Annotated in this window: 15 protein-coding genes; 10 read left to right on the forward strand and 5 right to left on the reverse strand. The window is 51.2% G+C overall.

Annotated elements, in window-relative coordinates; all coding sequences use genetic code 11:
* The first annotated feature begins 5 nt into the window (after positions 1–5).
* From AC5FX6_RS13195 to AC5FX6_RS13230, 8 genes are all read left to right on the forward strand, one after another.
* The gene (locus AC5FX6_RS13195; protein ID WP_493597514.1) at positions 6–1,517 is read left to right on the forward strand and encodes a lytic transglycosylase domain-containing protein; all 1,512 of its coding nucleotides are present in this window, start codon (positions 6–8) and stop codon (positions 1,515–1,517) included.
* 298 nt (positions 1,518–1,815) lie between these two features.
* Positions 1,816–4,089 carry an NADP-dependent malic enzyme gene (locus tag AC5FX6_RS13200; protein ID WP_493597515.1) on the forward strand — a complete coding sequence of 758 codons (2,274 nt, stop codon included), beginning with the start codon at positions 1,816–1,818 and terminating at the stop codon, positions 4,087–4,089.
* A complete protein-coding gene (ruvA, locus tag AC5FX6_RS13205; protein ID WP_493597516.1) occupies positions 4,090–4,683 on the forward strand; it encodes a Holliday junction branch migration protein RuvA in 594 nt (197 codons plus the stop codon). It begins immediately after the preceding gene.
* A gap of 72 nt (positions 4,684–4,755) precedes the next feature.
* A complete protein-coding gene (sov, locus tag AC5FX6_RS13210) occupies positions 4,756–11,886 on the forward strand; it encodes a T9SS outer membrane translocon Sov/SprA (RefSeq protein ID WP_493597517.1) in 7,131 nt (2,376 codons plus the stop codon).
* A gap of 58 nt (positions 11,887–11,944) precedes the next feature.
* Positions 11,945–12,325, forward strand: a complete 381-nt coding sequence (gene gcvH / locus AC5FX6_RS13215; RefSeq protein ID WP_493597518.1) for a glycine cleavage system protein GcvH — start codon at positions 11,945–11,947, stop codon at positions 12,323–12,325.
* Between the two features lie 70 nt (positions 12,326–12,395).
* The gene (locus AC5FX6_RS13220; RefSeq protein ID WP_493597519.1) at positions 12,396–12,722 is read left to right on the forward strand and encodes a VanZ family protein; all 327 of its coding nucleotides are present in this window, start codon (positions 12,396–12,398) and stop codon (positions 12,720–12,722) included.
* Positions 12,723–12,937: 215 nt separating this feature from the next.
* Entirely contained in the window at positions 12,938–15,532 is a 2,595-nt protein-coding gene (locus AC5FX6_RS13225; RefSeq protein WP_493597520.1) for a S8 family serine peptidase, read from the forward strand.
* Between the two features lie 47 nt (positions 15,533–15,579).
* On the forward strand, positions 15,580–15,726 hold the full coding sequence (locus AC5FX6_RS13230; protein WP_493597521.1) for a hypothetical protein: 147 nt from the start codon (positions 15,580–15,582) through the stop codon (positions 15,724–15,726).
* 14 nt (positions 15,727–15,740) lie between these two features.
* Here the strand turns inward: AC5FX6_RS13230 and AC5FX6_RS13235 are convergent, their stop codons facing one another.
* From AC5FX6_RS13235 to AC5FX6_RS13255, 5 genes are all read right to left on the reverse strand, one after another.
* On the reverse strand, positions 15,741–16,544 hold the full coding sequence (locus AC5FX6_RS13235; RefSeq protein ID WP_493597522.1) for a M57 family metalloprotease: 804 nt from the start codon (positions 16,542–16,544) through the stop codon (positions 15,741–15,743).
* A gap of 372 nt (positions 16,545–16,916) precedes the next feature.
* A complete protein-coding gene (locus AC5FX6_RS13240; RefSeq protein ID WP_493597523.1) occupies positions 16,917–17,798 on the reverse strand; it encodes a YicC/YloC family endoribonuclease in 882 nt (293 codons plus the stop codon).
* A 156-nt stretch (positions 17,799–17,954) separates the two neighbouring features.
* Positions 17,955–19,106 carry a serine hydrolase domain-containing protein gene (locus tag AC5FX6_RS13245; RefSeq protein WP_493597524.1) on the reverse strand — a complete coding sequence of 384 codons (1,152 nt, stop codon included), beginning with the start codon at positions 19,104–19,106 and terminating at the stop codon, positions 17,955–17,957.
* Positions 19,107–19,113: 7 nt separating this feature from the next.
* Positions 19,114–22,320 (reverse strand): hypothetical protein, encoded by a 3,207-nt coding sequence (locus AC5FX6_RS13250; RefSeq protein ID WP_493597525.1) that lies wholly within the window; start codon positions 22,318–22,320, stop codon positions 19,114–19,116.
* A gap of 4 nt (positions 22,321–22,324) precedes the next feature.
* Positions 22,325–23,413, reverse strand: coding sequence for an NAD(P)/FAD-dependent oxidoreductase (locus AC5FX6_RS13255; protein WP_493597526.1), 1,089 nt, complete (start codon positions 23,411–23,413; stop codon positions 22,325–22,327).
* A gap of 80 nt (positions 23,414–23,493) precedes the next feature.
* On the opposite strand from AC5FX6_RS13255, the gene AC5FX6_RS13260 reads away from it, so the two are divergent.
* On the forward strand, positions 23,494–24,132 hold the full coding sequence (locus AC5FX6_RS13260; protein WP_493597527.1) for an MBL fold metallo-hydrolase: 639 nt from the start codon (positions 23,494–23,496) through the stop codon (positions 24,130–24,132).
* 9 nt (positions 24,133–24,141) lie between these two features.
* Complete coding sequence (locus tag AC5FX6_RS13265; protein ID WP_493597528.1) at positions 24,142–24,846, forward strand: CDP-alcohol phosphatidyltransferase family protein; 705 nt, start codon at positions 24,142–24,144, stop codon at positions 24,844–24,846.
* Positions 24,847–24,957: the final 111 nt, after the last annotated feature.

The raw sequence follows: 24,957 nt of genomic DNA on the forward strand, positions 1-24,957 counted from the left end.
TTATAATGATGCAGTTTAGACTCTTTACAGTACTTGCAGCACTGGTTGGAAGTATAGGGGCATTCCATGCCCAAGCCTCCAGCTACAGTTTCAGGTTCGAAAGGCACATACTAGAGGATTCACTTAAGAAACCGAAGCCAGATGCCACAGTCCTCTCTGACGAGGAAATGGCCCTGCTGGTGGAGTATATCCCTTATGAGCCCGACGAGGTGATTCAGGACAGGCTAAGCTGTATAGAGGCTGACATTCCTTTGGTATTCAACAAATTTGTGCGCAACCACATCGACTACTTCACTGTTCGAAACAGAAAGTATACGCGCACTATGATCTCCCGCGAGAATGTGTATTTCCCGATCTACGAGAAGTACCTGAAGAAGTACAACATGCCGCAGGACATCAAATACCTTTCTATTGTAGAGTCTGGCCTGAACCCGAAAGCCGCCTCATGGGCTGGCGCGGTTGGCCCCTGGCAGTTCATCAAATCTACCGGGAAAGAATATGGCCTGGACCAGGACCAGTACATTGACGAGCGCATGGATGTGGAGAAATCCACGGATGCAGCGATGCGTTTCCTGAGTAGACTACACCGCACTTATGGCGACTGGGAACTGGCTATGGCTGCTTACAACTGCGGCCCAGGCAATGTGAACAAAGCGATCAGAAGAGCCGGTGGTGGCAAAAAGACATTCTGGGAGATCTTCCCATACCTGCCGAAGGAAACCCGCAGCTATGTACCCTCTATGACTGCTGTGATTTATGCCATGAAATATGCGCCAGAGCACAACATCTTCTCTGACTCGATCCTGTATGCCGCCGACTATACCCACCTGGAAGTGAACCAGGCGTTGGACTTAGAAAAGCTGGCAGTAGAACTACATGTAGACAAAATGGCCTTGCTAGCTCTAAATCCGGAGCTAAAACAGACCCAACTTCCTGCCACTATGCGCAATTATAAACTGCGTATTCCTGCACAGGCCTCTAAATTATTGGCTGCTGAACAAAGCTGCATTTTACTGGCTTCTGCCCCAACGCCTCCACCAGCTAAACACATAGCGTCACCGGCTGAGTCACCAGTTATGCTGGCCTCTGCTACCACCCAGGAAGTTTCTAAAGATAGCTTGGTGCAAGCTACCTATGTGGTACAGCGTGGTGACAACCTGTATGCAATTGCCCGCAAGTATGGCGTCACGCTAGAAGACCTGAAGGAGTGGAACAAACTGGATGGCACATCCATCAGAGTGCAGGACAAACTATTGGTATGGCATCCTGCACCGGAAGCAGCTCCTGTTTTGCTGGCATCTGCCGGAAGCAGCACAAACAAAGTAGTTAGCACGGCGGCAAAAGCAAAGCCAGTCCAAAGCAAAGCCCTTCCAGAGCGCGTTTACCATGTACAGCCTGGCGACACGCTGTGGACCATCTCCCAACGTCACGAAGGGGTGACGGTCGAGCAGATCAAGAAACTGAATAAACTCAAAAACAGCGCAATCAAACCAGGTCAGCAACTTATTCTTGGATAAGCTGACTGGTGTAAAAATGAACGAAACACTCTTCCGACCGAAGGGTGTTTCTTCGTTTACAGACATACCTGAATTATCAATTTATTGCAAAAAACCACAGTAGCCAGTTCCTGATTCCTAGCTACCTGATAAAAAACACAATATTCTGCTAGATGAAGATTTTTCAGGACGTATCTTTGTCGATTACGGCTTTGATAAACCATAAAATCTTATCAAATTGGCTTTGGGCTTCTGCTATGCGCAAGAGCTGCACAGCGCAAGGGAACACTTAACACGAGACAACACAATAACGCATACCATGATCAAAGTAAACAAAGAGGACGCGCTGAACTATCACATGCAGGGGCAACCCGGCAAAATAGAAGTAGTGCCGACCAAAATGCTGAGCACTCAGCATGACCTGGCTCTGGCTTACTCTCCTGGAGTAGCTGAGCCCTGCAAAGAAATAGCCGCTGACAAAGAGAATGTTTATAAATACACCGCAAAAGGGAATCTCGTAGGAGTAATCTCTAACGGTACTGCAGTACTGGGCCTGGGTAACATCGGTCCTGACGCCTCTAAACCAGTAATGGAAGGAAAGGGCGTACTTTTCAAAAAATTCGCAGGTATAGATGTGTTCGATATTGAAATCGACTGCACCGACCCAGAGGAGTTTATCCGCATCGTAAAGTCGTTGGAGCCAACGTTTGGCGGCATCAACCTGGAGGATATCAAAGCCCCTGAGAGCTTCAAGATAGAGAACGCTTTGAAAGAGCAGATGAACATTCCGCTCATGCACGACGACCAGCACGGCACAGCCATTATTTCGGCTGCAGCACTGCTTAATGCACTGGAACTGGCCGGTAAGCAAATAGATGAAATTCAAATCGTAATGAATGGGGCAGGCGCCGCCGCCATTGCATGCGCAAAGCTATATGTGGCGCTGGGTGCCAAGCTCGATAACATCGTGATGTTCGACAAGGATGGCATCATCCGTCCGGAGCGAGACGATCTGGATATTTATCGTGCCCAGTTTGTTACGCTGCGCAAGATCAACACGCTGGCTGAGGCGATGGAAGGTGCAGATGTATTTATCGGTCTGTCGGCTGGTAACGTACTTGCCCCTGAATTGGTGAAGCTGATGGCGAAAGACCCGATCATATTCGCACTGGCCAACCCGGACCCGGAGATTCCTTATGCCGTGGCGATGGAAACACGTGAGGATTTGATCATGGCAACTGGCCGTTCAGACCATCCTAACCAGGTAAACAACGTACTGGGTTTCCCATACATTTTCAGAGGTGCACTGGACGTGCGTGCTACTGAGATCAACGAAGCCATGAAACTGGCCGCTGTGCGCTCACTGGCTGATCTTGCAAAAGAGCCTGTTCCAGAATTGGTACATAAAGCTTACGGGGATAACACGATCTCTTTTGGTCGTACCTACCTTATACCAAAGCCGCTTGATCCACGCCTGATCACTACGGTATCGCCAGCGGTGGCGAAGGCTGCCATGGAGAGCGGTGTAGCCAAATACCCGATCACGAATTGGGAAGCTTACGAGCAAGAGTTACAGGAGCGCATCGGCATCGACCAGAAGCTGATGACCCGCATTACCAACCAGGCCAAGAAGAATCCGAAAACAGTGGTATTTGCAGAAGCAGACCATTACAAGATTCTGAAGGCTGCTCAGATCGTAAAAGAGCAACGCATCGCAAACCCGATCTTACTGGGTAACAGAGCCCGCATCGCCGCTATCATAGAGGAAACCAACCTGGACCTGCATGACTGTGTGATCATCGACCCATACGAAGAAGAAGACAAACGCGAAGAGTTTGCGCAGCTCCTTTATAAGAAGCGCCAGCGCAAAGGCCTTACCCTGTTTGACAGCCGCCGCCAGATGCGCGACCGTAACTACTTCGGCGCCATGATGCTCGAAACAGGCGAAGCGGATGCGCTTATATCAGGCCTCACGCGTGACTACTCCAAGACAATCCTGCCTTCGCTGCAGATCATCGGGGTAGAAGACGGTATTAACAAAGTGGCAGGTATGTACATCATCCTAAGCAAGAAGGAGCCATACTTCTTCGCTGATACCACCGTGAACGTAAATCCGACCGCTGATGAACTGGTTGATATCATTGGCCTGACTGCCCGTGCTGTTCGTTTCTTCGACACAGAGCCACGCATGGCGGTGTTGTCGTACTCTAACTTCGGTTCGGTGCAGGGCGATATACCGAACAAAGGAGCTGAGGCAGTGCGCAAAGCGAAGCAGCGCTACCCAGACCTGATGATAGATGGCGAGATGCAGGCGAACACAGCCATGAACCGTCACCTGCTGAAAGAGCATTATCCTTTTAGCGAATTAGCAGAAAAAGGAGCCAATACACTTATTTTCCCGACACTTACGTCAGGTAACATTGCCTACAAACTACTACAGGAAATAGGTGGTGCTGAGGCAATTGGCCCTGTACTGATGGGTATGCGCAAGCCAGTGCATATTCTGCAGTTGGGTAGCTCCATCCGTGAAATCGTTAACATGGTGGCCATTGCTGTCGTAGATGCTCAAAACTATAATAATAAACATATATAGATGATCGCATACATTGACGGTAAGCTTGCCGTGAAAGATCCGACCTATGTCATTGTCGATGTCAATGGCATAGGTTATCAGATCAAGATCTCTCTCACCACATACTCGTCGTTGCCCGAGGGAGAGCGTTGTAAGCTACATACCTACCTGCACATCAAAGAAGATGCCCATACCTTGTATGGCTTCACAACGGCTGCCGAGAAGGAGACTTTCCTGCACCTGATCTCGATTTCGGGTGTGGGACCCAACACGGGCTTGATGATACTGTCGTCGCTTACGGTGGACGAAGTGCAGCAGGCCATTGTGCGGGAAGACGTGCGCACGATCCAGCATGTGAAGGGAATCGGGGCGAAAACCGCGCAGCGCATCATATTGGAATTAAAAGATAAAATAAAGAAAGAAACCATGCTGGCTGGTAGCACAGCAGTTCCTGTTTCTGCACACAATACGTCACGTGCAGAAGCGTTATCAGCTTTAGTTACACTAGGCTTTGCCAAAAACGTGGCAGAGAAAACGCTCGATGCAATTATCAAGCGTGAAGACAGAAGCCTGAGCGTAGAGGAACTAATAAAATTTGCCTTAAAGTCTTCTTAATCGGTAGAGCCCAACTTGATCTGGAAAAGTAAAAAAAACAGCCTGCTGTTTGCAACGGTTGCTGCTATCACTATGCTGGCATGGTGGTCGCAGGCCGCAGCATTGCGCTCTCACAACAGGTATAGCACGCTCATTTTTTCAGATTTCTTCCAGCAGGATACCATTCCGCAGGACTCTGCCCGACTTCAACCTTACATCCCGAGCCGCCGCCCGACTTTTACCCCAAGCGACCGTCTCGGAAGCCCATTCGGTACTCGCCCAAGCTCCTCTCCCCTATTACTCGGTCAGCCATCCAATATTGAGCTGGAGATACAGCTGGACGACAGTCTGCAGCAGTATAACATAAACGAGCGCATGGGTGAGCTGGACTACCGGCTACCCTCTACCATGTCATGGGAAGAGTACTCGCGTTATCAGCGCCAGCAAGCCATACGTGATTACTGGCGTAGCAAATCGGCCGGTCTGGATGGTGAGAGTGTCGTAAGTGGTCGCCGTCTGGTACCCAAAATCTATATCAGCCCGGTATTTGACCGTGTGTTCGGAGGCAACTTTGTGGACATTCAGCCAAACGGTAACGTCAACCTGAAATTCGGGGCCCGCTTCAACCGAAACGAGAACCCTTCCATCCCCCTACGCCAGCAGCGTACCGGCGACTTCGACTTCGATCAGAACATCTCACTTAACCTGGTAGGTAAGATCGGAGAGAAAATGCGCCTCAACTTTAACTGGGACAACAACGCCAACTTCGAGTTTGAGAACAACATGAAGCTGGACTATACCGGTTTTGAAGAGGAGATCATCCGCAAGGTAGAGGCTGGTAACGTAAGCCTGCCGCTCAACAACTCTTTGATCACAGGCGCCCAAAACCTGTTTGGTATAAAGACGCAGCTGCAGTTTGGCCGGTTAGGTGTCACCACTATTGCCGCCAATGTGCGGGGCCGTAACGATGAAGTAGTAATCCAGAACGGTGCCCAGAACAAGCCTTTCGAGATCCGGGTCGACAATTATGACCGTGATAGGCACTTCTTCCTGTCACAGTTCTTCCGTAATCGCTACGACCGCACCCTGCAAAACCTGCCATTGGTGAACTCAGGCATTGTGATCCGCCGACTCGAGCTTTATGTAACCAATAACAACCGCAGCACCGAGAACCTGCGCAACATGGTTGCCTACATGGACTTGGGTGAGGCCGATCCTTTCAGAAACCAGTTTGAGCGTAATGCGCTGGCACCAGCCGCTAACAATGCCAATACATTGTATAGCCAGATTTCCAGTAATCCGGGTGCCCGTAACAATGACCAGGTGGACGCTACCCTGCGAAGCCTGGGTCTGCAGAAAGCCATCGACTTTGAACACGTTCGTGCCCGTCGTCTGGACCCGCGTGAGTACAAGTTCAACCCACAGTTGGGTTATATCTCCCTTACCACTGCCCTACTCCCTGACCAGGTGCTGGGCGTTGCTTTTGAGTATACCTACAACGGCCAGACTTACAAGGTAGGTGAGTTGATGGAGGACTACCAGAACCTGCGAGACGACCAGATCATCCATATGAAGTTGCTGAAGGCAACCAATCCGGCACTGGAATATCCCACTTGGGACCTGATGATGAAGAACGTCTATAGTTTGGATGCAACGCAGGTGAACCGACAGAACTTCCAGATGCAGATCGTTTACAAAGACGATGAAACGGGTGTCGACATCACCAGCTTGAAAGAGCCGAGCCCGATTCAGAACGTTCCCCTGATCGAAGTGCTCAACTTGGACAATGTCAACACGAACAACGACAAACCACGTGACGGCAACTTTGACTTTCTGGAAGGTATAACCATTGACCCGGAAACAGGGCGCATCATCTTCCCGGTAGTAGAGCCCTTTGGCTCATACCTGGCCAGTCAGTTTGAAGGACGGCAGGATTTGATTGAACGCTATGTATTCCAGGAGCTTTACGAACAGACCCAGACGGACGCCCAGCAGAATACGCTGAAGGCAAAGTTCTTCCTCAAAGGCCGCTTACAGGCTAGTTCTACTGACGAAATCATGCTGCCTGGCTTCCGAATTGCAGAGGGATCAGTAGCAGTTTACTCAGGCGGCACACGCCTCGAAGAAGGAACCGACTACCAGGTGTTCTATGACCTGGGCCGTATCAAGATCCTGAACCCAAGCTACATCGCTTCGGCCAGCGACCTGCGCGTGACGTACGAGAAGGCTGAACTCCTGAATATACAGCCTCGCACCTTGCTGGGTGCCCGCTTCGACTACCGGGTGAACAATGACCTGAACCTGGGCGGCACGGTGCTACACCTGAACGAACGGCCTTACATCAACCGCGTGAGCATCGGCGACGAGCCAACCAACAACACGATCTATGGTCTGGATGTGAACTTCAACCGGGAGTCACGCTTCCTGACGAAGATGACGGACATGATTCCGTTTATCCAGACTAAAGTGCCATCAAGCGTAACATTCAGCGGTGAGTTTGCGCACCTGGTGCCAGCTGCATCCAAGTCGCCGGTGAACGAGGACGGCACTTCATACCTGGATGACTTTGAAGGTGCTGAAACGCCATTTAGCCTGGGTGGCTTTAACAATACGACCTGGCGACTTGCAGCCACTCCTGCCCCATTAGTACAGGGGGAGGGACTGAATTACGCTTACAACCGTGCCCGTGTGGCCTGGTATACCATCGACCAGATCTTCTACCGCGATAGCGAGGGTCTTCGTCCGAGCAATATCAACGACGAAGAGCTACGAAACCATTATGTGCGCGCCGTTCCCAGGTATGAAGTGTTCCCTGGTCGTGACCGTGAGATCGCCAATGCCTACGAGTACACCTTCGACATGGCCTATTATCCACAGGAGCGTGGCCAGTACAACTATAATCCAAACCTGGACGCACGGGGCAGGCTCACAGGCGACCCACGCAAGAATTGGGGTGGTATCAGCCGGGAGATCACCTTCGACACTGACTTTGATAATGCCAACGTAGAATATGTGGAGTTCTGGCTGATGGATCCCTTCCTGACAGGACCAAACGGACGGAAAGACGCAAACGGCAACCCAATCGTAAATAATGAAGGGGGTGAACTGGTTCTTAACCTGGGCAATGTGTCGGAGGACATCCTGAAAGACAACCGCTATTCATTTGAGAACGGTCTGCCAACCTCCGCTACCGACAACCAAAACCTGCAGCGGACTGCATGGGGCCGTGTCACGACGCAACAGTTCCTTACGGACGCCTTCTCAGCTGTGCCGGGTGCACGCTCCTTCCAGGATATAGGTCTGGATGGTTTGGGCGATGCCGGTGAGCAGGAGTTCTTCCGCGATTCTTTCCTGGGCCGTATACCTGGCGGAGCACCTCAGACTGTTCTTGCCGACCCGTCAGCCGATAACTTCCTGCATCACCTCGACGCTACCTACGACCAGCAAAACGCCGGTATCCTGGAGCGTTACAAGCGCTTCAATGGCATGGAAGGCAACTCGCCGGAGCAAAGCCGCTTCTCCAACTATGCCTTCCCGGACAAGGAAGACCTGAACCGCGATAACGTGATCAGTGACCTGGAGCAGTACTACGAGTATAAGATCAAGCTACAGCCAGGAGAAATGAATGTAGGCCAAAATTATATCGTAGATAAGATCGTAGAGCCTACAACTGGTGATAATGTTACCTGGTACCAGTTCCGTGTGCCGGTGCGTCAGCCAACGGGCAATGTGGGTAATATCAGCGGCTTTAAGTCGATCCGCTTCATGCGTATGTACATGACCGAGTTTGCCGACCCGGTGGTGCTTCGCTTTGTGCAGTTCCAGTTTGTAGCCAACCAGTGGCGTACTTTCCTGCAACCGATCACGGACGGCAACCCTTGCCTGAACTGTACAGATGATGCCCGCTCCTTTACTGTATCGACGGTAAACGTGGAAGAGAATGGTGAGCAGGGCGGCGACGAAACGATTATCCCTTATGTGATGCCGCCAGGTATAGAGCGGCTGCGCGACTATGCCGCCACCAACAACCGCCGCCAGAATGAGCAATCGCTGCAATTGTGCGTCGAGGACCTGAAAGACTCTTTCTCCAAGGCTGTGTATAAGAACCTGTCGATTGACATGCTGATCTACAAGCGCCTGAAGTTATTCCTGCATGCTCAGACCCGCGACCCGAATACCCGCGATAACGATGTGCAGGCTTTCATCCGGATCGGCACGGATTATACACAGAACTACTACGAATACGTGGTGCCGCTTAAGCTTACGCCGCTGGGTATCACCAGCCGCGAAGGCATCTGGCTTGCCGAAAACGAAATTGACGTTGCCATAGAGGATTTTGTGAACGCCAAAGTAGACCGTAACAGGGTCGCCGGAGGCTGGGACAACCGCCGGCCTTGGGAGGTGATGCTCGAGGGCGGTAAGATGATCCGTGTGGTGGGTAACCCGGATTTCAGCGAAGTGCAAAGCGTTATGATCGGTCTGCGTAACCCTACTGTGCCAGGTGAAGACGCCCGACCGCACTCGGTTTGTATTTGGGTGGATGAGTTGCGTGTAACTGACTTCCGCAATAACTCGGGTTGGGCCGCTAACGCCCGACTCAATACCAAACTGGCCGACTTTGCAAACATCACAGCAACCGGTAGTTATACCACTATCGGTTTTGGATCACTGCAGCAGAAGATCGCCCAACGTGCCCGCGAAAACACAGCCATTTTCGATGTCAGCGCCAACATCGTAGCCGATAAATTCCTGCCTGAAAAGTTAGGTATCAAGGTGCCGGTGTCGGTGCAGTACGGCACCATGAACAGTGCCCCACAGTTTGACCCGCTCGACAAGGACGTACCGCTGGAGCAATCCCTGACCAGGTATGAGACTGACGCATCGCAGCGGGAATACAGGCGTGAGGTGAGCACCCGGGAAACCCGAAAAAGTGTGAGCTTGCTCAATGTGCGCAAAGAACGGACGAATCCGGAGGCCAAGGTGCGCCCGTATGATGTGGAAAACCTGTCCTTCTCGTACTCTTATGCCGAACGCCTATTCACCAACATCGAGACAGACCGTGACTTTACCCGCACCTATACCGGGGCGGTGGCTTATACCTATAGCAATACACCGCGCAATTACGAGCTGTTTGCCAAAAGCGAGCGACTCAAGTCCCCGTACATGCGCCTGATCAAAGACCTGAACTTTACGCCACTGCCAAGTCGCTTTGCCTTCCGTGCCGACCTTGACCGCAGGTATAACGAAACGTTTCTGCAGCGCCGCGATCCAGGTTCGGGCCTGATCACTTCCAGAGGTATAGAGCCGGTGTTCCAGAAGTACTTCTTCTTTAACCGCATCTACGACCTGAAGTGGGACATCAGCAAGAGTCTGTCGCTGGACTACACGGCTACTAACCGCGCTGTGGTAGACGAACCGGATTACCGCATTAACCGCGATGTGGACTCGCTGCGCTATAAGAACAAAGTGATTTGGGAGAACCTGCGCAACTTTGGCCGTAACACGAACTTCAATCAGCTGGTTGCCGCCAACTACAAAGTGCCGTTCGAGAAATTCCCACTCACTGACTGGCTGGGTGCTGAAACCCGCTATGCCGTTACGTATATCTGGACGGCAGGCTCCACGGCATTAAACCAGGACGCTCCTTTCCGCTTGGGTAACACGGCCGAGAACAATGCCGAGTTCAGCGTAAATGGTCGCTTCGATATGGTGAAGCTGTACAACAAGGTGAAGTTCCTGAAAGACGTAAACAGCCCAACACCGCAGCAAGGCAGACCACCTGTACCTGCGCCAGGCGATACGGCTGTGAAGAAACAATCTGAGATGAAATTTGCCAAGGGACTGGCTCGCTTCCTGATGATGACCCGCTCGGTAAACTTCACCTACCTGCAAAACCAGGGCACTATGATGCCAGGCTACCTGCCGCGCACTCAAATGTTAGGTTTTGATGATGGTTTCGATGCTCCGGGTCTACCGTTTATACTTGGCCGCCAGTATGACCTGGATGCGCTCTACAACCGCGCCTTTACGAATGGTTGGTACACCGACAGCAGCCAGTACCTGAACACGCCTTTCAGCGGTATCAAAACGGAGACATTCACGGCCAGAGCCAACATGGAGCCTTTCCGTAACTTTAACCTGCAGCTGGATGCTCGTCGCAACATATCGGAGATACAGGAGGTGTTTTACCGCAAGCAGTTTGATGACTTCGGTAACATTGGCACTGTGAACGAACGTCAGAACCCGATCAACACAGGCTCATTCAGTACCTCATTCTTTGCACTGGGCACCATGTTCGAGTCTACTGCGGGAGGAACCTCTGCTGCTTTCGACAACTTTATCCGCAACCGCTACGAGATACGGGAGCGCCTCACCAATGCCAATGCGGCAGCCGGTGACTCAGGCTATACCTTGAACTCACAGGATGTGCTCCTGCAATCTTTCCTATATGCTTATCAGGGACGTGACGCCGATGGATTCCAGGCGAAAGGCGGGAACCCAGTCAAGCGGATGCCTATACCTAACTGGCGTATTGATTACAATGGTCTGTCGCAGCTCGCGTTCTTCAAACGCTGGTTTAGCCAGGTGAACCTGACGCACTCCTACAACTCGACCTATAACGTAACCAGCTTCACCACCTCATTGGCTTACGATAATAGCCCAGGCGACTATCCGACCCGTACCAACGAGTTTGGGCAGCTGATCCCGTACTATATCGTGAACCAGCTCACGGTACAGGAGCGACTGGAATTGCTAGGCGTGAATTTCCGAACGAATACCAACCTGACGGGTCGCATCGGGTATAGGCTGGAACGCAACCTGTCACTTAACCTGACAAATGCCCAGGTAACTGAAACCAACGTTAAGGATTATACCTTCGGCTTCGGGTACAGCACCACCAACTTCCGTATACCTTTCCGGATTGGCGGTGAACGACGCACGCTGGAGAACGAGCTGACCATGCGTATGGATATGTCGGTGCGGGACAACCAGACCGTGCAGCGGGCCATTACACAAGACGAGCAAGGCAACGAGATCAGCCAGAACCAGATCACGAATGGTACACGCCAGGTGCAGCTGCGGCCAACTGTGGATTATGTACTGAGCCAGCGCGTGAACATTCAGTTCTACCTGCTGCGCACCGTGTCCGACCCTAAAATTTCCACCTCGTTCCGTAACAGTGTGTCGGAAGGTGGAGTACAGCTACGTGTTAGTCTGCAATAATTTTTGGCATTGCAAAAAAGAGCGTATTTTTGGACATCATTAACCCAAAGCGATAAAAATGAATTTACCTGACAACCTAAAGTATACCAAAGACCACGAGTGGGTACGCATAGAAGGCGACGTAGCTTATGTAGGCATCACTGATTTCGCACAGAGCGAGCTGGGCGACATCGTTTACGTGGACATCGACACAGTGGACAAGCAGATCGGCCAGAACGACGTGTTCGGTACAGTAGAGGCAGTAAAGACAGTATCTGATCTGTTCAGCCCACTGAGCGGCACTGTGCTGGAGTTCAACGACAAGCTGGACGGTAGCCCTGAGCTGGTAAACTCTGATCCTTACGGCGACGGCTGGATCATTAAAATGTCGATAGACGACACAAGCGAAGTGGAAGGCCTGTTGACAGTAGAAGGCTACCGCGAAGTAATCGGTCAGTAATTTTGAAAGTATAGAAGCAGGTTTGATCCTAAGGTATAATTTCTTTACCATAATTTGGGCAGCAGTGATCATGGTTTTGACGCTGCTGCCCTCCTCTTCTATGCCTGCCCTCTCCCTTTGGGAGATCTTTTCTTTTGATTCTTTTGCGCACGCATTCATGTTTGCCGTGCTCACTTACCTGATGGTGGTGGGCCTGAAAAAGCAATATACCTTTCCGCGCGTGCAGCACTATGCCATCCGCACGGCTTTTTTTGTGAGCTCTATGTTTGGCATTGCAATCGAGCTGCTGCAGCACTTCCTGGTACCTGGCCGCCAAGGTGACATTGTAGATGTCATGAGCAACACAATCGGCTGTATCCTTGGCATCCTCCTCTTTAAGTGGGTCTACAAACAGTAGTTCACGCTAAACATCCTCCCTGTTCGAGCAATCTTTTTGGAGTATTGTATTGATTCTCAGCAAATCATGCTTTATTGGCTATTGTCTATATGCTGGCGATTGCTTAGCTTTAGTCCTATTCTGTCCGGATAGAAACTGAGCTTTACTCTGACGTCTGCTCTATGCCACCACGCTACAAACTTAAACAAACACTATGGGTGCCTGTGCTATGCCTAATGGTTTGGCTTCCCCTCCAACTCCAGGCACAGCAAACAGCGTTACCGCTTCCAAAGCAGGTAGTCCGCAAACTCGCACCTCCTCTGCAAGAGGTCGCAAGAGATCTTCCAGTTGCCTCATACCGCATCAAAGTAGCAGACAAACAGGGCTTTTATACCTGGTTTGGTCAGCAGCAACTGGACGCAACGGTATCAGACACGGGTGATCAGCCTAATACCCTGCTGGTGACTGGCATTAAAGCAAGCCAGCTACTTCAGTTGGCTGCCTCCCCAGAAGTGCTGTATATCGACAAGCCCAACCGCCAGGCCGTGGAAGAACTGGAGCTGCGCGATGCAGATTTTGTGGTAAACAACATTTATGCTGCCCAAGCCGAATTTCCGGAGCTGACCGGTCAAGGTATGGCAGTATCTGTAAAAGAATACGCCTTTGACCCTGATGATATTGACTTGCTGGGCCGCGTAATCAATCCGCAATCCATGGCGGGCAACCGCAGTCCGCATGCCACCACCATGGCTACTCTGATAGCGGGAGCCGGCAATACAGGCCCGAATGGCAGAGGTGTCACGCAGCATACCTTCATTGCGCACGCCAGTTTCGAGGAATTGTTTCCTGATAAAATTGATACGCTGCAAAGCCAGGGCATAAGTGTGCAGAATCACTCTTACGGTGTAGGTGTCGAGAACTATTATGGCTTGGAAGCACAGGCCTATGACCTACAGAGCCACCAGCATCCTGAGCTGCTTCATGTATTCTCTTCCGGCAACAGCGGCGATAAAGCTGTGACAAATGGCACCTATGCTGACTTGCCAGGTATAGCCAACCTGACCGGGCAGTTTAAGACTTCTAAAAACACGCTGAGCGTAGGAGCGCTGGACCCGGATGGCCAGGTCGGAGTGCTTAGCTCCAGAGGGCCGGCGTATGATGGCCGTATCAAGCCTGAATTGGTGGCACATGGGGCAGGGGGCACCTCACAGGCCGCAGCAGTGGTGTCAGGTATAGCTTTACTGGTACAACAGTCCTATCAGAGGAAGCACGGCAGCCTGCCTCCAGCCTCTCTGGTGAAAGCAGCTTTGATCAATAGCGCAGATGAAGTAGGCAGCCCAGGTCCTGATTTTGTTTCCGGGTTTGGCAATGCTGACGCCCTTGGTGCCCTCCGGTCTATTCAGGCGCAGCACTTCAAGCTCGATGCGGTAACGACTGGCCAATCCCGCACCTTTCAGTTGAAAGTACCCGCAGGCGTGCAGCGACTAAAAGCCACTTTGGTATGGCATGACCCGGAAGCGGAGCCCAATGCCGAGCAAGCGCTTATCAACGACCTGGATCTGGTATTGCGTCACACAAGTTCCGGGAAGACCTGGCGGCCTTGGGTGCTGAGTACTTACCCGCACCCCGACTCCCTGCAACGACCAGCCCGCCGCCGGATTGACCGCCTGAACAATGTAGAACAAATCACCATTGAAGTACCAGCAGCCGGCACGTATACTTTTCAAGTGACCGGCTATCATGTGCCCCAGGGACCACAGCAGTTCAGTTTAGTCTATGAATTGGAGCAGGGCATGGAATGGCTATACCCAGTAGTCGCTTCTACCTTGGCAGCTGGCCAGCCTAACCGACTTGCCTGGCAGGCGGGCACAATGGCAGGTACAGCGACGCTGCAGTATCGCCTGCATGGCACGGCTGCCTGGCATACCATTGCACAAGGTTTGAACCTCCGTGAGGGCAGCTATACCTGGCAAACTCCTGATACTGCAGCGCGAGCTCAACTACGGTTAGTCCGTGAAGGTATAACCCTGCAAACAGAAGAATTTATCCTGGCCCGCCCTGCTGATCTGCGGATCGGCTTCAACTGCGAGGAGCAAGTAATGCTGCATTGGTCCCGACAACCTAATGCCCAAGAGTATCAGCTATTCCAACTAGGTGCCACGCACCTGGAGCCTCTCCTGAGGACTTCCGACACACTTGCTATTATAGACAGAAGCGACCTGCAGGGCAGTTACCTGGCAGTAGCACCGCTTATTCAGGGCTCACAGGCCGCTTACGGTCGAAGCATAACAGCCCAGACCGATGCATCGCCCTGCTACATTAGCAGCTTCCAGCCCCGCCAATTGGTAACCCCTGATATAGCACGTTTTACCTTGAGCCTGAGTACTACGCATCAGTTAGCATACCTACGTCTGGAGCGCTTAGAGAAAGACGACTTCAAAACAGTACATGCCGGAACTCCCTCATCCAGCCTGAAATACCAGCTCATCGACGAAGCCCCGGTGCCAGGCCGGAATGTGTACCGCGCAAGTGCGATCACGATCGATGGTAAGGCAATTTACAGTCAGGAAGAGACAGTCATCCACACCCCGCGGCACTTTGTACAGGTATACCCCAACCCGGCTGCACCAGGCGAGACAGTGTTTGTGGCCGTAGAAAGCGAAACTGTGCGGGTGCAGGTATTCGACCGCTTGGGGAGGCTGGTGCGGGAATCGCAGGAAACCGGTATGCTGAAGGAGCTCCAAACCAAAGGCCTCCCGCCCGGGCTCTACATACTCCGTCTAACCAATGAAAAAGGCGCAACCCTGTCGAGCAAAGTGATACTGCAATAGACCTGCAGCTAGTAGGTATAGCTCCCAGCTGCAGGTATACCTACCAGTTGGATAGCGCCTCACTTACTCAGCATACCTATACCTATACCTATACCTATACCTATACCTATACCTATACCTATACCTTACTTAAGCAATTGACTAAGGCCAAAGAAAAAGGCACAGTCCCTGTTGAGGGACTGTGCCTTTTGTAGCATTAAGAGCTGGACTACTGGTACAGGTATCTTAGGGCTGTTCTGTCGTTAGCGTTGAAGTAGCGGTTCACGCCAGTACCGATACAGGCCAGCATCCAGGAGTTCGGATCGGCGCCAGTCGGCGTGCCCGGGATATGCACGGCACCCACTGTACTGGCACCCTCGTTGTAGTACGAACCACCGCAGCTATAGGCTCTGTTCATGTAGTCGGTATGGCGGAAGCCGATGGTGTGACCGATCTCGTGCGCCAGGATCGTAGCCAGGTAATTGGTACCCGGGTTAGAGCCCAGATAGTCTGAGTTCACCTTAACGGAGTTATAAGGGTTGCCACCAGAAGGGAAACCGGCCGAGGCCAGGTAAGTCGAGCCGCTTGGCGCTTTCGACAGCAGGATGTTGTAGCCCGAAGACACACGACGGAACTTCAGGCGCAGGTTCTCCGCGTTGAAACGACGGATAGCCTCGTCCAGTGCCGTTACATAAGAAGAAGGCAGGCTGGTGGTGATGGCCACGTTGATCGTGCGGCTAGTACCTACGCTTACCAGGTTGTTAGTGCGGTACTGCTCCTCCTCACCCACGCGCAGGGCAGTGGTTTCAGAAGAGGCCTGCAGGTCGCTGTCAGAGAAGAAGATGTCACCTTCCACAATGTAGCCACCCTCAGTGCGCTGCACATTTTCCGTGTTGAAACCCATCTCTGAGATTTTAGCCATGGTGAGGGGTGAAATCTCGTTGGCTGTTACTTCTGCCTCTTCTTTCTGGCAAGAGGAAAAGCCAAACATGACCGCCAGGGCCATGAGCGAAAGTAAACGTGTTGTTTTCATTAAAATATACTTTTATAGTTAAACATGGCGAAATATAGATGAAAACAATATGCTAAACAACCTATCAAATAAGCTGTAAATCAGCGTTTTAACAACATAATTCATGCTTTTAAAAAGTTTCAGAAATAACAAACATTAAATATAATTTATATAAGAATTTAAGGATACTTATGAAACTAGGTTGCAAAAAAGTGTCGTATCTGAACCACAAAAAAATTTAAAAAAAATTAAAAAAGTTTGGAGTGATATCTATAATCAGACGGGTGTTTAAACACTAGTTCTCAATTAAAAGAAACACTCCAAAGCAATCATAAAAAAAGCAGCTACCCGGATAGGCAGCTGCTTTTTTTATGATTGCTTTGGTCTAGACTTTTACAAGATATTGTTGATCTGCTCTTTGATCTTCTCAAGCTCTTCCTTCATTTCAACCACATGGTGCTGTATGGCCGCATCATTCGCTTTTGAGCCAATCGTATTGATCTCGCGACCGATTTCCTGCGAAATGAAACCAAGCTTCTTGCCTGTTGGCTCCGGCAGGTATACCGTTTCCGTGAAGTAGTGCAAGTGATTGATCAGGCGCACTTTCTCTTCTGCAATGTCAAGCTTCTCCATGTAGTAGATCATCTCCTGCTCATAGCGATTCTGGTCGTAGTGGTCAGAAGTCGATATTTCAGTGATGTGGTTCTTGATGCGGTTGCGGATGTGCTCCATACGTACCGGATCCTGTTTCTCAACCTCAGCCAATAGTATCCGGATGCGGTCGATGTAGGACATGATCTCAGCAGTAAGTGCCTTGCCTTCGTCAGCCCGGAATGAGTTGATGCTTTCGAGCGCCTGCTGTACGAGTGGTTGTACTGTATCCCAATCAGCTTCGCCTTCCTCATCTTCCCCCTGGTCTTGCTGCAACACATCAGGCATGTGCAGGGCTAGTCGGAAAAGGTCGTTTTTAGAACCGCCCACCATATCAGCAGCTGCATTCAGTTCTTCGTAATAAGCTTTCAGCAGGTCTTTGTTGATATTGCTCTTGGCTCGCTGCGCTTTGTTTCTGGTATAATCAACACAGATGCTTACCTTACCTCGCACAAGCGCCTTGGTGAGCATCGTACGTATCTCGTATTCACGCTCTGATAGAAAGCGCGGCAAACGGACAGTAAGGTCCATGCCTTTAGAATTGAGTGATCTGATTTCGACGTTAATAGAATACTGGTCAGTATCGAGGCGGGCACTGCCATAGCCTGTCATGGACTGCAACATAAGCACTAGAATGTATGATGTTCTGGCAAATTAGGTATAATTCCTCACTTATACGCAGCCGGTAGGCCAAAAGCTAAAATCCGCCCGGGTGGCAGGATTCCATTACGATCAGGTAGCACAGGCTGTTCGCCATTAATTCAGAAGAGAATTTTATACCTAAGGCACCAGCTTATTCACGGCATCAATCATCGCCATGACCTCTTCCGGGTGATGGTTGATGCGCTCACCACGCTTCTTGCCAAGCCGCACGATCACGAGTTCTTTCTCAGGTATAACGATAATGTACTGCCCCAGAATGCCGCGCGCATAAAAGATAGACTGGCCTTTGTAATCCGGCAATAGCCACCACTGGTAGCCATAGTGGTCTGTCCGTTTTCCGGTGTTTGAATCAGTCAGACCGCTAGGAGTGAGCGAAGCCTGCACATACTCAGGCGACACCAGCGTGTTGCCTTGCCAGCTCCCTTTCTGAAGGTATAGTTGTCCGATGCGTGCAAAATCACGAGCATTGGAAAAGAAGCAGCAGTAAGCTTTCTCGTTCCCCAATGGGTGATCAATACTCCATTCCGCCTTGCGCTCAGCCCCAAGCGGACGCCAAAGTTTTTCCTCAGCGTAGTCTGCCAGGTTCTGCCCAGTGGCTGCCTCCAACACAAAGCCCAGGATTTGGGTGTCACCGCTTTTGTAGGAAAATGCCTGCCCCGGCTCTTCCACCGCTTCCAGTCTTCTGATTACTTTCCTGAGATCCGAGCCGTAGTAGGCTTCTGTTGTAATGGAGAAGGGGTTACCGTAGGATTCGTCCCAGTTCAGGCCAGAGCTCATCCAAAGCAAGTGCTGGAGCGTGATCTTCGCCTTGTCTCTTTCCCTGAATTCTGGCAGAAAATCCCCTACCGGCTGGTCTAAGCTTTGGATTTTTCCTTCCTGCAGCGCAACGCCTACCAGAATACTCACTATGCTTTTGGCAACCGAAAACGAATTGCTCAGCGACTCTTTGGAATAGCCCTCCCAGTATTGCTCATACAGCAATGAGTCCCGGTGCACCACCACAAAAGCCACTGACTCCAACTGATTATGCAGTTGCCGTAACTCCTGCGGCAGGGTAAGCTGGTTGTATTTAACTGCAAGCGGCCAGGGCTGTGGCTCATCTGCGGCCTCTATTTTGCGCTGATGAAAAATCAGATGATCATCAATATCGGCAAAGTTGTGGTAGAGCGCTTTGTACACATAGTTTTTGTCGGCCATGTGCAGCCAGGCGGCTGCCAGCCCGATCACCAGAATAAAGCCAATACCGAATCGTTTGGTTTTCCGGTTCATGCTTATGCTAGAAGTCGTAGCCTAAGGTAATGTAAAACTTAGGTCCGTTACGCGAATTGTCCTCCTGACTCCAGGCCATATCGACCTTACCGTATACCCCAAACAGGGTGGTACGTGCCCCTACCCCATATCCCAGCAAGAACGGATTGCGATAGTTGATCACCGTGATCTCAAACGGACTCGTGTTGGTCTGGTCTATGCGGCCGCCTATGACGCGGGTGTTGATGGAGTTGTTACCAGTGAATGGGTTTGTACCGTTGTAGGCTGATCCTGCGTCACCGAAAGCAGTAAACTGCAGGTTGCGGAAAAAGCCGGACGGGATAGGGCCATCGTAGAGATACTGCACAATAGGTATACGCAGCTCCAGATTGGCCAGCAACACCTTGGAACCGCGGCGTGCGTTGAAGTTAAAGCCACGCAACGGTGTGGTATAATCAAGGTAAAAGAGGTCAGCAGGTGTTCTCACCACTACATCGTCACGTGTGGAAATGCCATCGTCCTCCGATGCGAAAAGCCAGTTGTCCATACCGCCTATCAGGAAGTTCTTGGGTGCATTACCAAAGAAAGCACCGTAGTTGATGCGACCGGCCAATATGATCTGGCGGTGTATTTTCTGATAGTGACGCAAATCTAGGTAAAACTTGCTGAAGTTCTCTTCGCTATGCTCAAAGTTCTTCAAACTCATGATACCTGCTTTCATGCGGGTTCCTTCCAGCATGTTCACGCCGCGCACCACGGAGTTATCAAATACCAATTCCACGCTACCACCACCGAAGTAATCAATACGGTCGGGTGTCACAAAGCTGTTGATATAGGTGAAGCGTGTGTTGACGAAACGAGGCTGCATGCGGATGCTGGTACTGTAGCTTAGCGGGTAAACCAAGGTTGGGGAGAACTCGTGCTTGCCGAAACGCACCACAGATCCCGGAAACTCCGGTGCCTGCCCCACAATCACATCACGGCGATACTGCAATCCGATGTCAAAGCGATTCTTCAGGTTCATGTACTCCGCAAACATGCGGCTGGTCTCCAGGTCGGTGCGAACAAAGGCATTACCTCGTATGTGGTGATTCTCGAACAAGTCGCTCATATTCACTCCGGCCACGATACCAAAGCCTAGCTGCGGATCGGCATAAACTGACGTGATTACCTCCTGCACGCTGAAGCGAAGATCATAGTCCACGGGGCCTGCAATCGGCACACCGCCTTCGGTAGTGCGTGCACGCTGCGGTGCTGCGGCCTGTGTTTTAGCTTCGGTTTCGGCCTGTTGTTGCTCCTTGGCATCACTCTCGAACTGGTAATTCTCTATATCTACCTCGCCCTGGCGCTGAGATCTCTTACGGGTAGTAGCACCTTCCACAATCTTACGGGTAGTGGCGGTGGTAGCAGCTGTGCTTCGTGCGCGGGTCTCCAGTATAATTTGTCGTGAGGTTTTTGGCAGCTCGCTCTGGGTGGTTGGGCTGAACGTCGGGAAAAGGTATACAAAGCTGCGGGCGTTGTCATCTGCAGTCAGTACCAGCGTGTTTGCATCTCCCCCCAGGTCATAGCTTTCAATATCCTGCAGGAAGTTGGTTAAAGGCCGACGCGTACCCGAGGCTATATCATACTTGTAAAGACTCCGCACACCAGTCTCTTCGCTGAGGTATACCAGGTTGCCGTCTGCTGTGGCACGAGGTCGCAGCTCACTTGCAATGGAGAATGTGATCTGACGCGCATTGCCACCATCGCGTGGCATCAGGAAAATGTCGTAGTTGTTGACTACACTCAAGAAACTGCCTGTTGCAGCCTGACCTGTCGTGTCCACAAAGCGGTTAGAGCTAAAGGCGATGTTGTTGTTTCCTCCTTTCAGGAAAACTGGCTGGATATCGTCATAAATATCATTGGTCAGCTGCTGTTGCATGCGGCCGCTGCTGGAGAGCAGGTAAAGGTCGGTCTGCCCATCGCGAACGGCACTAATCAACAGGGTGTTCCCGTCTTCGGAGTAGCTCATATCACGGACCTGCGAGAACTGACTGAGTGTGACGGCAGGAGTGCGCACATCGTCAAATACCGGAATGCGGGAACGGCGACGGGTGGAGTTGATCTGACGCAGTACCATCTGACCGCGTCTTGCTTCAATAAATCCAAGTTGGGTATTGGTACGCCAGGCCAGTATGGGCAGTTTGTAATCGATGCGCTGGTCAACGGTTTTATAGCCGCTCTTCCATACCACACGGCTGCGGTTGCTGCCCACCTCTTTCACGATGATCTGGTAACTTCCATTCTCATTTTCGGCATAAGCCATCAGTGTACCGGCCGGGTTCAGCACAGGTTGGGTATAGCGGATATCCTTACGGTTTTTCTGGAAAACCTTATTTTCAGCAGGCAGGCTAATCAGTGGATTCTCCCCTCGGGTATTGATCTGCATGTAGTAGTTGTGGCAGTCCTGCAGAAAACGCTTGTATGGAATGTTCAGGCTGCTTGTAATGCCGACCTCGGTATCGCGGGTAATGCGGGTCAGGTTCAGTATGTTCTGGATGGAGGTATAGCCATAGCGCTCGGCTATGTAATTCCAGATGGCCTGGCCGCCTAATTCCTGATCGCGGGCCAGCACGTCTTCCATACGGGCCTTGCTGTTCACCATCAGCATATCGCGCACATAGTTGTCCATGCGCAGGCTCCAGCCCTCAGCGGTATAAGCCGCCACCCCACTGATAAACCAGTCAGGCAGGCGCAGCAGGTAGCTGCTCTGCAGGGCTTCTTTCAGGCTACCGCCATACATCATATCGTTGAGCAATAGCTCAGTGAGTTGATAGCTCAGGTCACGCTTGAAGTCAGTTTGAGTGCCGTCGTATGCTAGTTCCAGTTTGTTTTTGAGGAAGAGCGTTTCGCCGCCCGTCTGGAACTGGTCGCGCTGCATCCCGATGTTACTTTGCTTCAGGTCCGTCATCGAGTTGTAGACGATCAGCGTGATCTTGGAGTAAGGGTAGTACCCGATAAAGCTGGTGATGCGCTTGAGTTCGCGCTCGGCATACTCCGCTGCGTTGCGGGCCGACTGATCACCGCCGGCATAGAAGTATATGTTAAAATTCTGGGTGCTGTAGAGCTTCCAATCGAAGTTCTTATACTGAATTCGGCTCCGGCCAAAGGTCTGGACATTAGGCTGGGCCATAGCCACTTCGCCTGTAGCAACGCAGCACAGGAACAGTAACAATAACCTTATAGGAAAACGCATGCGCTTAGAGTTCTGGGTTATGGTGTTTTATGTAGTCGTAATATAACGAATAATATCTCGAAATGTGTACGTCCGGCAGCAATTCTGTACCCTCCGTGAGTGCTTTGGCAAATACGCAGGCGAGGTAAGGCGCCATCAGCACACCCTTGGAACCCATGCCATTGAACACGCTCAACTGCGCATGCTCCGGATGCCGGCCTATTAGCGGACGGCGGTCGCGCACAGCAGGCCTTATACCGGCCCAGTGCTTGCTCACCTGGTAAGATTGTGTGGTAATCTGCTCAAAGCGCTCACTTAACTCATCCTTGCCTTCTGTGGTTGGTTGCTCGTCAGGTTGGCGCCAGTTGTAGGTGGCCCCTATCTTAAAGCGGCCCTCTCCTACGGGAACAACGTAAACGGCTTTATTATAGATGCATTCCGGGTTAAAATCCTGTGTCTGCACCTCTAATACCTCGCCCTTAGTTGGCTGTAGCGGCAACCACTTAAAGTAAGGATTCTGCACAGCTTGCCAGCCTTCACAGAAAACCAGATGACTTGCCGTAATGTTTTTGTATGCTATACCTTGTCCCGGCAGTTGCAGTTGCTCCATCTCAAAGCGCTCAGACAGCAATGCATTATCCTGCTGTAAGTCTTGCAGCAACAGATCAAGCGTATCGGCTATGCGCAGGTAGCCGCCTTTCCTGATCATGATGCCGCCAAATGGATCCTGGATCGTTTCATGGCCAGTGCTCTGGGTATAGGTGGCTCCAATGTATTCGCTCCAGTTCCCTTCGGCACTTTTGGCCATCCAGTTGTTCTGCTCCTCTATAGTCGAGAATACTTTGTAGATCGGTTTGCGAATGTAAAGCTGCTGATTAAATCGATCCTCCAACTCCTCGTAAAAGCTGTCGGCATAGGGCAGCAGCGTGTCTACGAGCCAGGACTTGGCGAAGCGCTTGCCTGCCACCGGGTTTACCAGGCCGGCTGCGACACGGGAGGCGGAGTTTGCTTTCGGCTCGTCGATCACCAGCACCCGCTGGCCCTGTTTGCGTAAGGTATAGGCAAGTGTGGCGCCGGCAATGCCATGCCCCACGACTATGTAGTCATAATTCATACAGGCAATTTACGACTTACGCCTGAAGTTCGTAACTTAGAAGCCGAATTTGTGGGCCTGCGCCCTTGAACGAAAACAACATGAACGTAACCTGTCTTACATTTAACCCCTTCCAGGAAAACACTTACCTGCTGCACGACGACACCAAGGAATGCGTAGTAGTGGATCCTGGTTGCTATGAACAAGCCGAACAGCAAGAACTAAAGCGCTATATCGAAGCGAACGACCTGAAAGTGGTGCGCCTGCTCAACACCCATTGCCACATTGACCATGTGCTGGGCAACAAGTTTGTAGCTGACACTTACAAGGTAGAGCTGGAAATACACGAAAAAGAACTGGAGATTTTGCGTGCCGTGCCGGTATACGCCCCAAACTACGGCTTTCAGATGTACAGCGGTGTCGAGGCCTCTACCAATTACCTGAATGAAGGCGATACGATCAAGTTCGGCAACACCGAACTGCAGATTATATTTGCGCCTGGCCACGCACCTGGCCATGTGGTGTTTTACAGCGAACCCGACCAGGTATGCATAGGCGGTGACGTGCTGTTCAAAGGCAGCATCGGTCGCACTGACCTGCCTGGCGGCGACTTCGATACCTTGATTAGCAGCATCAGAACAAAGCTATTCACACTGCCGGACGAAACGACGGTATACCCGGGTCACGGACCTGAAACTACCATCGCGTACGAAAAGAAGTATAACCCATTCCTGCGCTAAGCCTCCCGGATGAAAAAACACATACCTAACGCCATCACCTGTCTTAATCTTTTTTGCGGCTGCCTGGCGCTATACTTTGCCTTCAACTTTAGGTTGGAGTATGCAGCCTACCTGATCGGTATAGCCGCCATCTTCGACTTTCTGGATGGCATGCTGGCACGTGTGCTGAAAGCTTATTCGGAGATAGGAAAGCAACTGGATTCGCTGGCTGACATGGTGTCATTTGGCGCAGTGCCGGGTGCTATTATGTTTGCGCTCCTTTGGCAGGCCGAAGCCTCTGTGCTAGGTATACCGGCTGATATTTTGCCTTTCTTCGGTTTCCTGATCACGATTTTCTCGGCCCTACGCCTGGCTAAGTTCAACATCGACACACGACAGGCAGAGTCTTTCATTGGGGTACCGACCCCGGCCTGTTCTATGTTCATTGGTTCGCTGCCTTTGATTCTGGCTACTTCCGGCAATCTGTACGATGACGTTATTCTGAATCCTTATTTCCTGATAGCGGTCACAGTCATCTTCTCATACCTGCTGATAGCGGAGTTGCCTTTGTTTGCGCTTAAATTCAAGAACCTGACCTGGAAAGACAATGCCACCCGTTTCGTTTTCCTGGGTATCTCTGTCATCTTACTGGCTCTTGCAAAGTTCGCAGCCATACCTTTGATCATCGTACTTTACGTGGTCCTGTCGATTTTCAGAAGAACCACTACTTCCTGAAATTTACGCCCGGACTCACTGCAAAGCAGTTTTCCGGACAGCAAGCTTCATATAGAAGGGACAAGGTATAGCAGCATGTCGCAACCCAGGTATAAGCGCTGCAAACACATA

It is taken from the genome of Pontibacter sp. LHS2 (assembly GCF_058932845.1).

Excerpts from the sequence above, each read along its gene's own strand:
- AC5FX6_RS13195 (WP_493597514.1), top strand. The coding sequence starts at position 6 with ATGATGCAGTTTAGACTCTTTACAGTACTTGCAGCACTGGTTGGAAGT.
- AC5FX6_RS13200 (WP_493597515.1), top strand. The coding sequence starts at position 1,816 with ATGATCAAAGTAAACAAAGAGGACGCGCTGAACTATCACATGCAGGGG.
- ruvA (WP_493597516.1), top strand. The coding sequence starts at position 4,090 with ATGATCGCATACATTGACGGTAAGCTTGCCGTGAAAGATCCGACCTAT.
- sov (WP_493597517.1), top strand. The coding sequence starts at position 4,756 with ATGCTGGCATGGTGGTCGCAGGCCGCAGCATTGCGCTCTCACAACAGG.
- gcvH (WP_493597518.1), top strand. The coding sequence starts at position 11,945 with ATGAATTTACCTGACAACCTAAAGTATACCAAAGACCACGAGTGGGTA.
- AC5FX6_RS13220 (WP_493597519.1), top strand. The coding sequence starts at position 12,396 with ATGGTTTTGACGCTGCTGCCCTCCTCTTCTATGCCTGCCCTCTCCCTT.
- AC5FX6_RS13225 (WP_493597520.1), top strand. The coding sequence starts at position 12,938 with ATGGTTTGGCTTCCCCTCCAACTCCAGGCACAGCAAACAGCGTTACCG.
- AC5FX6_RS13235 (WP_493597522.1), bottom strand. The coding sequence starts at position 16,544 with ATGAAAACAACACGTTTACTTTCGCTCATGGCCCTGGCGGTCATGTTT.
- AC5FX6_RS13240 (WP_493597523.1), bottom strand. The coding sequence starts at position 17,798 with ATGTTGCAGTCCATGACAGGCTATGGCAGTGCCCGCCTCGATACTGAC.
- AC5FX6_RS13245 (WP_493597524.1), bottom strand. The coding sequence starts at position 19,106 with ATGAACCGGAAAACCAAACGATTCGGTATTGGCTTTATTCTGGTGATC.
- AC5FX6_RS13250 (WP_493597525.1), bottom strand. The coding sequence starts at position 22,320 with ATGCGTTTTCCTATAAGGTTATTGTTACTGTTCCTGTGCTGCGTTGCT.
- AC5FX6_RS13255 (WP_493597526.1), bottom strand. The coding sequence starts at position 23,413 with ATGAATTATGACTACATAGTCGTGGGGCATGGCATTGCCGGCGCCACA.
- AC5FX6_RS13260 (WP_493597527.1), top strand. The coding sequence starts at position 23,494 with ATGAACGTAACCTGTCTTACATTTAACCCCTTCCAGGAAAACACTTAC.
- AC5FX6_RS13265 (WP_493597528.1), top strand. The coding sequence starts at position 24,142 with ATGAAAAAACACATACCTAACGCCATCACCTGTCTTAATCTTTTTTGC.